The following is a 13225-nucleotide window of genomic DNA, read 5'->3' on the forward strand; positions in this document are numbered from 1 at the left end:
GGGTCGTCGCAGCGCGTCTCATCGCCTGCTCACCGCCCTCAGCGCGCCGTCGCCGAGAACCACCACGGCGACGGCCCCGTTGCGGTCCGTGCGCATGACCCGCATGCCGAGCAGGCCCAGCGCGTCCACCGTCCTCGCGGCGGGGTGGCCGTAGGAGTTCCCGGCCCCGACGCTCACGAGGGCCAGTCGCGCGCCGGTGGCGGCGAGGAAGTCGGGGCTCTGCCGCGCTGAGCCGTGGTGGGCGACCTTGAGGACGTCGGCGCGCAGGTCGAGACCGGCCGTGACGGCCCTGTCCTGGCCGTCCGTCTCGAGATCGCCCGTGACGACGAGGCCGATCCCCTGCACCGTGATCCGGCCCAGGATGCTCGAGTCGTTCTCGGCCGAGCTCTCCGAGGCCGCCCGCTGCCCGCCGGCGTCGCCGGCGGCGGCCCGGGCCTGGTCGGGGCCCGCGTCCGCGCCGGCCTGCAGGGTCAGCCAGCGGACCGGGCCGACGTCGATGCGCTCGCCGGCCCTCGCGGTGCGGGTCGGCACCCCGGCGGCGTCGAGCAGCTCGTGCACCCGGCGGGCGTTGCCGGCCGGGGACTCCAGCGGGTCGAGGAGGGCCAGGTCGATGCCCATGTGCCCGACGATCTGGGGGAGGCCGCCGACGTGGTCGTCGTGGAAGTGACTCAGGACGAGCATGCTCAGGTGGTCGACGTGCTGCTCGCGCAGGCAGCGCGCCGCCGCGTCCCCGGGCGGGCCGGCGTCGACGAGGACGGCGGAGCGGGCGCCGGTGCGCACGAGGGTGGCGTCGCCCTGGCCGACGTCGCAGCTGACGATCGCCCAGCCGGACGGCCAGCCCGGCGCGGCGGGACGCCACAGGCAGCCGACGAGGAGGACGCCCGCCAGGGCGGCGCAGGCCCCCGGCCGGGCGGCCGCCCGGCCGATGAGTCGGACCAGGGCCAGGCACACGCAGCCCAGCACGGCCAGCGACCAGCCGGAGACGGGCCAGGCGAGCGTCGCTGCGGGCAGGCCGGCGCACAGGCGGGCGACGAGGATGATCGGCTCGGCGCACCAGCCGGCGCACCAGCCGAGGACCGCTCCGGCGGGCGGGCACGCCACCCCGCACAGGGCGGCCAGCAGCCCCAGCACGGTGACCGGCGCGACGAACGGCCCCGCGGCCATGTTGGCGACGAGCCCCGTCATGGAGACGGTGCCCGACAGGGCGGTGATGAGCGGCTGCGTCGCGAGCTGCGCGGCCGCCGGGACGCAGACCGACTCGGCGAGCCAGCCGGGCGCCCAGCCGCTCATCGCGCGCTGCCAGGGGCCGGCCCAGAGCAGGATGCCGCCGGTGGCGGCGACGGACAGCGCGAAGCCCCAGCTGCGGGCCAGCCACGGGTCGACGAGGAGGAGCAGCCACACGGCGCAGGCCAGCTGGCGCAGGCCCGACGGGCCCAGGCCCCTGCGCCCCGTGGCCGCCAGCGCCACGAGACCCATGGCGGCGGCCCGCACGACGCTGGGCTCGGCCCGGCACAGGACGACGAAGGCCGCCACGACGAGCACGGCGAGCGACCTCAGCGACCAGCCGCGGACGCCCGCCGCCCTGGCGACCGCGAGGAAGAAGGCGAGCATGAGGGTGAGGTTCGTGCCGGAGACCGCCGTGAGATGGGTGAGGCTGGACGCCCTGAAGTCCTCCTCGAGCGTCCCGTCGAGGCCGCTCGTGTCCCCCTCGACGAGGGAGGGCACGAGCCCCGCCTGGTCGTGGGGGCTCCACCGCATCGACTCGCGCAGACGCGATCGCACCGCGTTGACCGCCCGGTCGACCGGGCCGGGGCCCGCGAGCCGCTCGACGGGGCCCCGGGGGCGCAGCACGGCGACGAGGCCGTCGTCGTGGTCGTCGGGGGACGAGGCCAGGGCGAGCAGCCGGACCCGTTCCCCCACCCTCAGGCTGGCGATCCGCTCGCCCCGCTCGCCGGAGGCGGTGAGCTCGGCCCTGCTCCGGACGTGCCAGGACCCGCCCCTGACCCGCACGGTCTCGACGACGACCGTCACGCGGGTGGCGGCCGGGAAGGAGCCCCGCTGCTCGAGGGCCACCGGGTCGGCCGCCACCCGGGCGGTGACCTCGACGACCGCCTCGTCGGCGGCGGCCCCGGCCAGCGGACCGTGCTCGCACCAGTGGAGCTGGCCGAGGCAGCAGCCGATGGCGCTCGCGGTCACGAGCGCCGCACCGGCGAGCGCCCACCGGCGGCGGCGGGCCGCGTGGACCGTCAGGGCCAGGCAGAGCCCCAGCACAGGCCAGCTCACCCGGGGCGGGGCGCCGAGCGTCATGAGGGCCCCGGCCCATGCGCACAGCGCCGGGGCGACGAGCCGCAGGTCGCGGGCCGGGCCGCCCCGGCCCTGCGGCGGATCCGCGGCGTCTCGCCCGCCGGGGCGGACGCGTCCGCGCTCAGACCCTGACATGGTCCTTGACCCGCGAGTAGAGCTTCTCGCCGATGCCGTCGACCTCCTGGAGCTCCTCGACCCGACTGAAGCGGCCGTGCTGAGTGCGCCACTCGACGATGCGCTCGGCGAGCACCGGGCCGATGCCGGGCAGTTCCTCGAGCTGGGAGGCGGTGGCCGAGTTGAGGTCGAGCGCGTCGCCCTGCCCGGAGCCCGACGACGGGGCCGGCGCGGCGGGGGCGCCCCCTGCGGACCCCCGGTCGGAGGCCCCCGCCCCGCCCGGCCCGTTCAGCTCGCCCCGCGGGGCGCCGGTCGTGCCGATGACGACCTGGCAGCCGTCGCAGACGGTCTGGGCGAGGTTGAGCTCACCCGGGTCGGCGTCGGCCCCGAGGCCCCCGGCGGCGTCGAGGGCGTCCGAGACTCGGGATCCCTCGGGCAGCTCCACGACGCCCGGGGCCGCGACCGCGCCGATGACGTGCACGCGGATGGCTGCGGGCGACTGGGCCCCCTGGGGCGTCTGCCCGGCGGGCGGGGTCGGCTGCGCCGACGCCTCGGGCCCCGGGCCCTGCACGCCACCGGAGTCCTGAACGCTCGGGCTCGGCGCGTCGACCGTCGTGGCCCGGGCGCGCAGCACCTGGATGACGCTGAACACGAGGACGACGACGCAGACGACCACGATGACCGCGAAGTGCGCGCGGCCGAACTCGCGCAGCCGCTCCCCGGGCCCCGCGACGGGGCCGGGCCCGCGGCCGGGGCCCCGTCGCAGGGCCGGCTCCGCGCCGTCGACGCGGCCCGGTGGGGCGCCGACGAACGGCTCGTCGCTCTCGTCGCCGTCGGGGGCCTCGTCCGCGCCCGGCTCCTCGGGCCCGTCCCAGTCCTCGACGCCGTCGTACCCGGCGGGGTCGACGTCGCCGTACGGGGCGAGGCCCTCGTCGTCGCACCAGGCGGGACCGGCGGACCGTCCACCCCGTGCGCGCCGGGGGCCGCCGACGAGCGGGCCCGCTCCGGCCATGACCTCGCGCAGACGGGAGACCGCCTCGTCGGCGCCCGCGCCGCGCCCGAATCCGTGTGCCATGCCCGCAGTGTGTGCGGGAGGCCGCCGAGTCGATCAGACGGACAACACCCTGTGAGACGGGCGGCTCACAGCTGGTCGACGACCTCGACCTCGGGGTACTCGGCGCGCCACATGCGGTCGGCGATCGCCTGCACCGTGTCGTCGGGGACGACACGGGCCAGCCCCTCGTCGATGGCCTGCTGCGCCACGGCCAGCCCGACCTTCGCGCTGATGACGCGCAGCCGGTGGATGGAGGGCAGGAGGGAGGCGCCCTCGGCGTCCCTGGCCCCGGAGCGGGCGAGGCATGTCGCCGCGGCGCGGATCATGCCGTCGCTGACGCGCGAGGCCTCGACGGCGATGGTCCCCAGACCGATGCCGGGGAACACGAGCGCGTTGTTCGCCTGGGCGATCTCGTAGCGGGTGCCCCCGACGGTGATCGGTTCGAAGGGCGAGCCCGTGGCGATGAGGGCCCTGCCGTCGGTCCACTCGAGGAGGTCGGCCGGAAGGGCCTCGGCCTTCGAGGTCGGGTTCGACAGCGGCATGATGATCGGCCGCTCCTGGTGGGAGGCCATCTCGCGGACGACCCGCTCGGTGAAGGCGCCGAACTGGGCCGAGCAGCCGATGAGCATCGTGGGCCGGGCCCGGTGGACGACCTCGTCCAGGCCGTGGCCGTGCGGGGCGTCCGGCCAGTCGACGACGTCCGAGGCGGGGCGCGCGTAGGGCTCCTGGAAGTCGCGCATCCGGCCGCCCTCGACGATGAGGCCGCGGCTTCCCATCGCCCAGAAGCGGCGGCGCGCCTCCGCGGCGTCGAGTCCCTGCTCGACCATGACCTGCACGAGCAGGTCGCTGATGCCGATGCCGGCGGTGCCCGCGCCGAAGACGACGATCCGCTGCTCCTCGATCGGCACCCCGGAGCGCCTGATGCCGGCCAGCGCCGCGGAGACCACGACGGCCGCCGTGCCCTGGATGTCGTCGTTGAAGGTGCACATCTCGGCGCGGTAGCGGCTGAGGATGCGGTGGGCGTTCGACGCGCCGAAGTCCTCCCAGTGGAGCATCGCATGCGGGAAGAGCTCACCGACCGCCCGCACGAACTGCTCGATGAAGTCGTCGTAGCGCCGCCCGCGCACCCGCGAGTGGCGCACGCCGAGGTAGCAGTCGTCGTTGAGCAGCTCGAGGTTGTTCGTGCCGGTGTCGAGCACGACGGGCAGCACCCGGTCGGGGCGGATGCCGGCGGCCGCGGTGTACACGGCGAGCTTGCCGACCGCGATGGAGACGCCCCCGACGCCCTGGTCCCCGATGCCGAGGATGCCCTCGGAGTCGGTGACGACGATGAGGTCGACCTCGTCGGGGCCGTAGCCGTAGGCGAGGAGCGCCTCGGTCATGTCCTCGGGGTGGTCGATGTCGATGAAGACGCCGCGGGGCCGGTGGAACCAGTGGCTGTACTCCTCGATGGCCCGGCCGATGGTCGGCGTGTAGATGATGGGCAGCATCTGCTCGATGTGCTCGGACACGAGCCGGTAGAACAGGATCTCGTTGCGCTCCTTGAGCGTGTTGAGGAAGACGTAGCGGGCCATGTCGGTCGGCTCAGTGAGGTACTGGTCGTGGATGCGCCGGAGCTGGCCGTTGATGTCCACGACACCGGGCGGCAGCAGGCCGACGAGACCGAGGCGTTCGCGCTGGTCCCTCGTGAAGGCGGTGCCGAAGTTCGTCATCGGGTGGGTGAGCACGTCGCGGCCGCGCGCGGCGATGCGCACGACGTCGTGGCCGTCGCTGCGGACGTACTCGAAATTCTTGCTCACGTGATCCTCCTCCGTGCGGCGGGCGCGCTCAGCCCGCCGCGAAGACGCCGTCCAGGTCGAAGGTGGGACGGCCGTGCAGGACGGTGGCCACGACCCGGGCGTGATAGGTGCGCCCCTTGTACGGGGTGTTGCGGGCGATCGACGACAGCCCGGCGGGATCGACCGTCCAGGGCCGCTGCGGGTCGATCAGGCACAGATTCCCGGGCCGGCCGACGGACAGGTCGCCGCCGTAGCGGTGCCCGAGGCCGAGGAGGCCGGCGGGCCGGGTGGACATCCGGTCGGCCAGCTGCGCCCAGCTCATGCGCCCGGTGCGGACGAACAGCTCGGCCACGACGGCCAGGGCGGTCTCGAGACCGAGCATGCCGTTGGCCGCCCGGCTCCAGTCGCAGCCCTTGGCCGAGTCGGGGTGCGGGGCGTGGTCGGTGCCGATCATGTCGATGGTGCCGTCGAGGAGCCCTTCGCGCACCGCGGCGACGTCCGCGGTGCCGCGCAGCGGCGGGTTCACCTTGAAGTCGGGGTCGCCCGCGGCGGTCGCGCCCGAGTCGAGCGCCAGGTGGTGCGGGGTCGCCTCGGCGGTCACCTGGAAGCCCTGCGCCTTGGCCCAGCGCACGACCTCGACGCCCGTGGCGGTGGAGATGTGGCAGACGTGCAGGCGGGCGCCCAGGTGGCCGGCCATGATCGCGTCGCGGGCGATGATCGTCGACTCGGCCATCGCGGGCCAGCCCGTCATCCCGAGGGCCCGCGACAGCTCGCCCTCGTCGAGCTGGGCGCCCGCCGTGAGAGCCAGGTCCTGGCTGTGCTGGGCGAGCACCCCGCCGAGGGCGCTGATGCGCTCGAGGGCCTCGCGCATGAGATCGGAGCGCCCCACGCACATGCCGTCGTCGCTGAACATGCGCACGGCGGCGCGGCTGGAGGCCATGGCCTCCAGGTCGGCGAGCTCCTGCCCGGCGAGGCCCTTCGTGACGGCCCCGATCGGGTGAAGATCGCACAGACCCGCCCGCTCGGCGGTGTCGCGCTCGTACTCGACAACGGCCGCGGTGTCGGCGACCGGCTCGGTGTTGGCCATGACGAAGACCGCCCCGTAACCGCCAGCGGCCGCGGCCCTCAGACCCGTGGCGATCGTCTCGGCGTCCCCGGCGCCCGGGTCGCGCAGGTGCGTGTGCGGGTCGACGAGGGCCGGCAGCGCGACGAGCCCGGAGCAGCCGACGGACCGTGCGGCCGGCCCGACGAGGGCGGGGTCGATGATCGCGCCGCCGTCGAGGGCGATGTCGCGGCGCCCCCGCCCGAGGACGTCGACGTCACGCAGAAGCCACTGCACGGGGTCCTCCTCCTCGCTGTGCCGCCCTCAGCATGCCACGGGCCCCCGGGGGCTCCCGCGCCGGGGCGGCGCCCCGGTCAGCGGCCGGGGACGATGCTCACCATGCGCGGCAGCCGGGTGATCGTCTTCGCGACCGGGCGGCAGTCGAGGGCCCGACGGACTTTCGGGTCGGCCAGGGCCAGCGCGACGGCGTCGTCCTCGGCGATGTCGGGGGCGACCTGCAGCTTGGCGCGCACCTTGCCCTGCACTTGGACGACCATCGTCACCTCGTCGGCGACGAGCAGGGCGGGATCGGCGGTCGGCCAGGTGGAGTTGGCGATGGACGGGGCGCCGCCGAGCAGCTCCCACATCTCCTCGGCGACGTACGGGGCGAACAGGCTGAGGGCCTGGGCGATGAACTCGACCGCCTCGCGCACCGCCGGGTCGGCGGCGCCGGGACCGGTGTCGATGGCCTTGCGGGTCGTGTTGACGAGTTCCATGATGCGGGCGATCGCCACGTTGAAGCGGCCGGAGCCGACCAGCTCGGTGATCTCGGCGACGGCCCGGTGGGTGGCCCGGCGCTGCTGCCGGTCGCCGGCGGCCGGGTCGGCGCCGTGGGGGGCCCTCACGTCCTGGGCGAGGCGGTGGGCGCGCTGCAGGAAGCGCAGCGAGCTCGCCGGGGAGACGTCGGCCCAGTCGATGTCGTCGGCCGGCGGCCCGGCGAAGACGACGGTGAGGCGCACCGCGTCGACGCCGTACGCGTCGAGCTGGGCGCCGAGGTCGACGCCGTTGCCGAGGGACTTGCTCATGGCCTTGCCCTCGTTGATGACCTGGCCCTGGTTGAGCAGGCGCGTGAAGGGCTCATCGAAGTCGACCAGCCCCAGGTCGCGCAGCACCTTGGTGAAGAAGCGCGAGTAGAGCAGGTGCATCGTGGCGTGCTCGACGCCGCCGACGTACTGGTCGACGGGGGACCAGAGCCGGACCTGCGCGGGGTCGAAGGGGCCCTCGTCGTCCTGCGGGGAGCAGTAACGGAAGAAGTACCAGGACGAGTCGACGAAAGTGTCCATCGTGTCGGTGTCGCGCTCCGCGTCGGCGCCGCAGCGCGGGCAGGCCACCTGCTTCCACTCGGTCGCGGCGGCCAGGGGCGAGACGCCGCGGGGCGCCAGCGCCTCGCCGCGCAGGTCGGGCAGCCGGACCGGCAGCCGGTCCTCGGGGACGGGGACGTCCCCGCAGGCCGGGCAGCGGATGATCGGGATGGGGCAGCCCCAGAAGCGCTGCCGACTGAGCAGCCAGTCGCGCAGCCGGTAGGTGACGGTGGCCTCGCCGGTGCCGGCGGCCTCGAGCTCGGCGATGATGCGGCGCGCGGCGGAGGCCTTGTCGGACAGGCCGTCGAGCGAGCCGGAGTTCACGTAGGCGCCGTCGCCGGTGGTGGCGATGCCGGAGACCGCCGGGTCGGGCTCGCCGGTGTCGATGACCATGCGGACTGGCAGGCCGTACGTGCGGGCGAAGTCGAGGTCGCGCTGGTCGTGGGCGGGCACGGCCATGATGGCGCCGGAGCCGTACTCGGACAGCACGTAGTCGCCGGCCCAGATCGGGATCGATTCGCCGTTGACGGGGTTGACGGCGGTGACGCCCAGCGGCACGCCGGTCTTGACGTGCTCGGTGGACTGGCGCTCGATGTCATTGGTCCTCTTGACCCGCTCGAGGTACTCCTCGAAGGCCGGGCGGCACTCGTCCGAGACGATCTCCTCGGCCAGCGGGGCGTCGGGGGCGACGACCATGAAGCTGGCGCCGTGGAGCGTGTCGGGGCGCGTGGTGAAGACGGTGATGGGCTCGTCGCGGCCCTCGACGGCGAACGTCACCCAGGCGCCCTCGGAACGGCCGATCCAGTTGCGCTGCATCGCGAGCACCCGGTCGGGCCACGTGCCCTCCAGCTGGCCCATGTCGTCGAGCAGCTCCTGGGCGTAGTCGGTGATGCGGAAGTACCACTGGGTGAGCTCGCGCTTGGTCACGACCGAGCCGCAGCGCTCGCACAGACCCTCCTTGACCTGCTCGTTGGCGAGCACGGTCTGGTCGGTCGGGCACCAGTTGACGTAGCCGTCCTTGCGGTAGGCCAGGCCCTTGCGGAAGAACTGCAGGAAGAGCCACTGGGTCCAGCGGTAGTACTCCTCGTCGCAGGTGTGGATCTCGCGGCTCCAGTCCAGGCTCAGGCCGTAGCGCTTGAACGACTTCTTCTGCGTCTCGATGTTCTCGTAGGTCCAGCGGGACGGGTGCTCGTCGTTGCGGATGGCCGCGTTCTCGGCCGGCAGGCCGAAGGCGTCCCAGCCGATCGGGTGCATGACGTTGTAGCCCTGCATCCGCCAGATGCGGGCGAGCACGTCGCCCATCGCGTACGCCTCGGCGTGCCCCATGTGGAGGTCGCCGGAGGGGTACGGGAACATGTCGAGCATGTAGCGGCGTTCGCGGGGGTCGTCGTCGCGGGCCACGAACGTCCGGTCCTCGGCCCAGAACCTCTGCCACTTCGCCTCGGCGGCAGCGGCGTCGTAGCCGCCGCGCTCGGCCCGCGGCTGGCCCGCGCCCTGGCTCGTCTCCACCTGGCTCACTTCGAGCTCCTCCTGCGACTCGTGCCCGTGCCCCTGTCGGATGCCGGTCGTGCCGGCACAGCATACCGCCGCTCCCGCGAGCGTCCCGTGCCCCGCCGGATGCCGGCCGCCCGACGGCCCGTCCCGCCGGGCGGGCCCTCAGCGGTGCGGGCGCCGACGACCCCGGGGAGGGCGACGGGTGCGCAGATCAGTGAGGACGAGGATCATGCCCGACGCCGGGTCGAGCGCCTCGAGACGGGCGATCACCTCGCTGAGCAGCGCTCCCCCGCCGCGCCGCCAGGACGCGATGCCGAGCAGGCCGAGCACCGGGGGCGCCCACCGCGCGGGGGCGATCGCCACGGCGTCGGCCCACAGCTGCTCGTAGGCCGCTGGGTCGTCCTCGTCGAGGCCCGTCCGGACCATGACGTGCCGGCGCATGGGCCCGCCCGCGAGCACGCACAGCCGACGCAGCCGCTCGCGGTCCAGGCGCCGCCCGGCCTCGACGGCGTCGGCGAGGCAGTCGTCGACGAACGCCCGCTGGCGGCCCGGCGGCCAGCCCAGGCATTCGCAGGCCACGTCCCACGCCGCGGCCTCGTCGGGCCCGGGGTCGCCCGGCCCGGCGACGACGGCGACGAGCTCGTCGCGGCTGGCGTAGGCCGACATGCCCGAGGCGATCGCCTGGACGGCGACCGGGGAGGTGCTCGGGTCGAACTCGTGGCCGGGGGCCAGGCCTGGGACCTCGCCCGCGCCGACGTCCCAGAACAGGCGGTCGGTGACCACGAGGCAGCAGAGCATCTCGCCGGGGCGCAGCTCCTGCCGGACGGTCATAACGGCGGCGTCGGCCCATTCGGGCGGGCCGTAGCCGACGACGATGAACTCCGAGCCGGGGGTGGCGGCCCGCATGGACCCGATGATGGGCGTCAGGGAGTCGGGCTCGTCGACGAGGGCCCTGCTCATGCACGAGGACTGCGCGACGGCGCCGTCGCAGTGCGTCATGACGAGCAGCGCCTCGTCGGGCTCGTAGCCGATGAGATAGGGGATGAGCGCGAGCAGGTCCTCGCAGGAGCCGACGGTGAAGCGGTCGAGGGCGGTTGTGGCTGTCATGCCCTCACTGTGCGCAGCGAGGACCGACTTTCTCGCCTCCGGCGGAAGCTGTGGACAACTCCCGCCGTTCGGTCCGACGGCCCGGACGCCGACCGGCCGTCACCCGGCTGGCCTAGGCTGAGAACCATCATGAGCGAGCAGAGCAGCGACGGCACCAGCCCCGGCACGGGCCCGAACGCACCCGGGCCCGGCGCCGGCGGCCCGGCGGCGCCCCAGGGCCCCGCGCCCGGGGCCACGGCTCCGACGTGGGACCGCCTGAAACCGGCCGGCCGGGCCCCCGGACCCGCCCAGCAGCCGGCCGGCTGGTACCCCGGGGCCGAGCTGCCCGGTTTCGACGAGGCCGCTGCGGGGGTCCCGCCGGCCGCACCGGGCCCCCGGATCGATCCCTACGGCGACCGCAGCAGCGCGGCGACGAGCGCTCCGGTCGCCCCGCCGCCGCAGGAGCCGTGCGCGCCATCGGGCGCACCGACGGCGCCGAGCAACGCGATCGGGCAGTACGCGGTGCACCGCAACCGCACCTACCTCATCGCCGTCGCCGCCCTCGTCCTCGTGATCCTCATGGCGATGATGGCCGTGGCGATGCGCAGCCCCCGGCAGGACCAGGGCGGGCAGGGCGCCGCGCCGTCCACGAGCGCGGCGCCGTCCACCCCCGGCCAGTCGACGAGCGTCGTCGGCGCGATCCCCGTCGAGTCGGGCTCCTTCACCGGTACCTGGCAGATCAGCAGCTCCCGCTGGGACTCGAACGGGCTCGTGATCGACATGACGATCACGAGCACGAAGGGTCGGCTGGCGTTCACGACGTTCGCGATCGACAATGCGAGCACCGGGCAGACCAACGGCACCGGCGAGATGGCCTCCGGCACGGTCGAAGACGGACGGACGACGCAGGGCGAGGTGCGCTTCGGCAAGGACCGCAACGACACGACCATCGTGCTCGCGGACGCCAGCGGCCACCAAATCACCGCCCTCGTCGTGCCCGCCTGAGTCCCCGCGGCAGGGCCCGGAGCGGGACCCCGTCGGCGCCGGGGCACTGATTTTGCATCGCGCCGATGGTGCGTTACCATATGTCAGGCCGCCGCGGCCGACCGGCCGGCGCGGCACCCGTTCGGGGCTATGGCGCAGTTGGTAGCGCGCTTCCATGGCATGGAAGAGGTCAGGGGTTCGAATCCCCTTAGCTCCACCCCGTTGGTTTCGACATGGCCCCGCCCGATGGCGGGGCCGCTTCGTTTTCAGTCTCGAAGCGGGCGACCGTTCGGCCCGAACTGATGAGAAGACTGGTCCCGCTGGTGGGCGCAGCGTGGTCGAGAAACTACGTGCCTCGGGTGGCTTGGGCGAGCTGTTCGAGCTGATTGACTCCGGCCAAGTGGAGCTGACGGGCAGTGACGGGCTGCTGCCGGCACTGCTCAAAGAGGCTCTGGAACGGGGTCTGGCCGCCGAGTTGACCGATCACTTGGGCTATGAGAAGGGCGGGCCGACACCGGTGGCCCGTGGCAACGCGCGTAACGGCACCACGACCAAGACGATCGACTCCGAGGCCGGCTCGTTCGAGACCCGTGGTCCCCCGCGACCGCGCCGGCACGTACACGCCCCGCCTGGTCAGGAAGGGTCAGCGGCGCATGGACGGGTTGGACGCGATGATCATCAGCCTGTACGCCGGCGGAATTGAAGGTCCGCGAGATCCGCCATCGGCTGGACTCCACCCTCGGGGTGGAACTGAGCGCCGGCACGATCAGCAAGATCACCGACGCCGTGCCCGACGCCGTCCTGGCCTGGCAGGCCCACCCGCTGGAGGCCTTCTACCCGGTGATTTACCTCGACGCGATCCGCGTCAAGGTCCGCCATAACTCGCGCGTGACCAATCGGGCTGCTCACATCGCCGTCGGCGTCAATATGGACGGGATCAAGCACGTCCTGGGGATCTGGGTCCAAGCCGATGAGGGAGCCCCCTTCTGGGCTCACGTGTGCGCCGAGCTCGCCAACAGGGGCGTGAAGGACGTACTCATCGTGTGCTGCGACGGGCTGGCGGGCCTGGCCGAGGCCATCGAGGCCACCTGGTGGCCCGACTCGGTGGTCCAGACCTGCGTGGTCCACCTGATCCGTTCCTTGATGAGGTTCGTGGCCTACCAAGACCGCAAGAAGGTCGCCGCCGCCCTCAAACCGGTCTACGCCGCCCCGAGCGAGGACGCCGCCCGCAAGGCCCTGGCGGACTTCTCCGACTCTGCGCTGGGAGCCCGGTACCCCGACACCGTGACGACCTGGGAGAGAGCCTGGGAACGGTTCACGCCGTTCCTGTCCTTCCCACCCATGCTGCGCCGCGTGATCTTGGAGTGAAGTGGGTTTTCGGACAGTGGTGAACTTCTGGTTCAGGCTGTCTTATTATGGCGTCTCCATTCGGCGTCGACTTCGTTGGGTGTGCGGTAGTCGATCGCCGAGCGGGGATCGTTTGTGATTGTATGGCTGTCATGAAACAAAATCGTTTCTGGTTTCGCGGAGTGGGAGGTGCTCGAAGTCGTAGTCGAAGGCACGGCCGGTGATGTATGAGGCGAACGCGCCGAAGGTTTCTTCGGGGGTCTCGCGCTGGATGTTCGCGATGTTGTTCTTGGCCGTGTTCCAGACGTGCTCGACCGGGTTGTGGTCGGGCGCGTACGGCGGCAGGAAAACAGGGGTGATGCGCTCCAGCAGCCGGCCGGGCTCGTAGAGGGCGGTCAACGCTTTCGCGTGGTGGAAGCGGGCGTTGTCCAGGACAACTGCGATCTTCTCTGTCTCGGTTTCTCGTTGGAGCCGGTCCAGCGCGAGAATCGTCTGCTCGGTGTTCTGGTTGCCCTCGATCGGGTACAGTTTGACTTTTTTGCTGGTCAGGGAGAGCGCACCGAAGAAGGACTGGGACGTCTTCTTCCGGTCCACGGACAGCTTGGTGCGCTGCCCTCTGGGGAGCCACATGCGGCGGGTCTCGGCCTCGTGCTCCAAGCGG

The 13225-nt window shown here is 73.1% G+C and carries 8 protein-coding genes, 1 tRNA gene and 1 pseudogene; 3 read left to right on the forward strand and 7 right to left on the reverse strand.

From position 1 onward, the window contains the following. Window positions 1-18: 18 nt before the first annotated feature. The 6 genes from K336_RS16610 to K336_RS0113110 all read right to left on the reverse strand — a co-directional run bounded on the left by K336_RS16610 (window position 19) and on the right by K336_RS0113110 (window position 10254). Window positions 19-2439 (reverse strand): ComEC/Rec2 family competence protein, encoded by a 2421-nt coding sequence (locus K336_RS16610; RefSeq protein ID WP_051245823.1) that lies wholly within the window; start codon window positions 2437-2439, stop codon window positions 19-21. After that, the gene (locus K336_RS17285; protein ID WP_051245825.1) at window positions 2426-3493 is read right to left on the reverse strand and encodes a ComEA family DNA-binding protein; all 1068 of its coding nucleotides are present in this window, start codon (window positions 3491-3493) and stop codon (window positions 2426-2428) included. The genes K336_RS16610 and K336_RS17285 overlap by 14 nt, the downstream gene beginning before the upstream one ends. A gap of 65 nt (window positions 3494-3558) precedes the next feature. Next, entirely contained in the window at window positions 3559-5271 is a 1713-nt protein-coding gene (locus K336_RS0113095; protein WP_028707269.1) for an NAD-dependent malic enzyme, read from the reverse strand. Window positions 5272-5299: 28 nt separating this feature from the next. Continuing rightward, window positions 5300-6589 carry a dihydroorotase gene (locus K336_RS0113100; protein ID WP_043151185.1) on the reverse strand — a complete coding sequence of 430 codons (1290 nt, stop codon included), beginning with the start codon at window positions 6587-6589 and terminating at the stop codon, window positions 5300-5302. Between the two features lie 77 nt (window positions 6590-6666). Next, window positions 6667-9162 carry a leucine--tRNA ligase gene (gene leuS / locus K336_RS0113105; protein WP_028707271.1) on the reverse strand — a complete coding sequence of 832 codons (2496 nt, stop codon included), beginning with the start codon at window positions 9160-9162 and terminating at the stop codon, window positions 6667-6669. Between the two features lie 147 nt (window positions 9163-9309). Continuing rightward, on the reverse strand, window positions 9310-10254 hold the full coding sequence (locus tag K336_RS0113110) for a DUF4192 domain-containing protein (RefSeq protein WP_028707272.1): 945 nt from the start codon (window positions 10252-10254) through the stop codon (window positions 9310-9312). 129 nt (window positions 10255-10383) lie between these two features. Here K336_RS0113110 and K336_RS0113115 point away from each other — a divergent pair, with 129 nt between their 5' ends. From K336_RS0113115 to K336_RS19870, 3 genes and pseudogenes are all read left to right on the forward strand, one after another. Further along, complete coding sequence (locus K336_RS0113115) at window positions 10384-11238, forward strand: hypothetical protein (protein ID WP_028707273.1); 855 nt, start codon at window positions 10384-10386, stop codon at window positions 11236-11238. Between the two features lie 123 nt (window positions 11239-11361). After that, window positions 11362-11434, forward strand: a tRNA-Ala gene (locus K336_RS0113125). Window positions 11435-11551: 117 nt separating this feature from the next. Next, window positions 11552-12576: pseudogene (locus K336_RS19870) on the forward strand (IS256 family transposase); the annotation flags it as partial. A 138-nt stretch (window positions 12577-12714) separates the two neighbouring features. On the opposite strand, the gene K336_RS17290 reads toward K336_RS19870, so the two are convergent. Further along, window positions 12715-13225, reverse strand: a 511-nt coding sequence (locus tag K336_RS17290) for an IS630 family transposase (RefSeq protein ID WP_155945137.1), incomplete at its 5' end; no start/stop codon positions are given.

Origin of the sequence: Propionibacterium acidifaciens DSM 21887, assembly GCF_000426605.1 — a bacterium.
Classification (GTDB): Bacteria; Actinomycetota; Actinomycetes; order Propionibacteriales; family Propionibacteriaceae; genus Propionibacterium; species Propionibacterium acidifaciens.

Coding starts and splice junctions, on each gene's coding strand:
- K336_RS16610 (WP_051245823.1), bottom strand. CDS start 2,439: ATGTCAGGGTCTGAGCGCGGACGCGTCCGCCCCGGCGGGCGAGACGCC.
- K336_RS0113115 (WP_028707273.1), top strand. CDS start 10,384: ATGAGCGAGCAGAGCAGCGACGGCACCAGCCCCGGCACGGGCCCGAAC.
- K336_RS17285 (WP_051245825.1), bottom strand. CDS start 3,493: ATGGCACACGGATTCGGGCGCGGCGCGGGCGCCGACGAGGCGGTCTCC.
- K336_RS0113110 (WP_028707272.1), bottom strand. CDS start 10,254: ATGACAGCCACAACCGCCCTCGACCGCTTCACCGTCGGCTCCTGCGAG.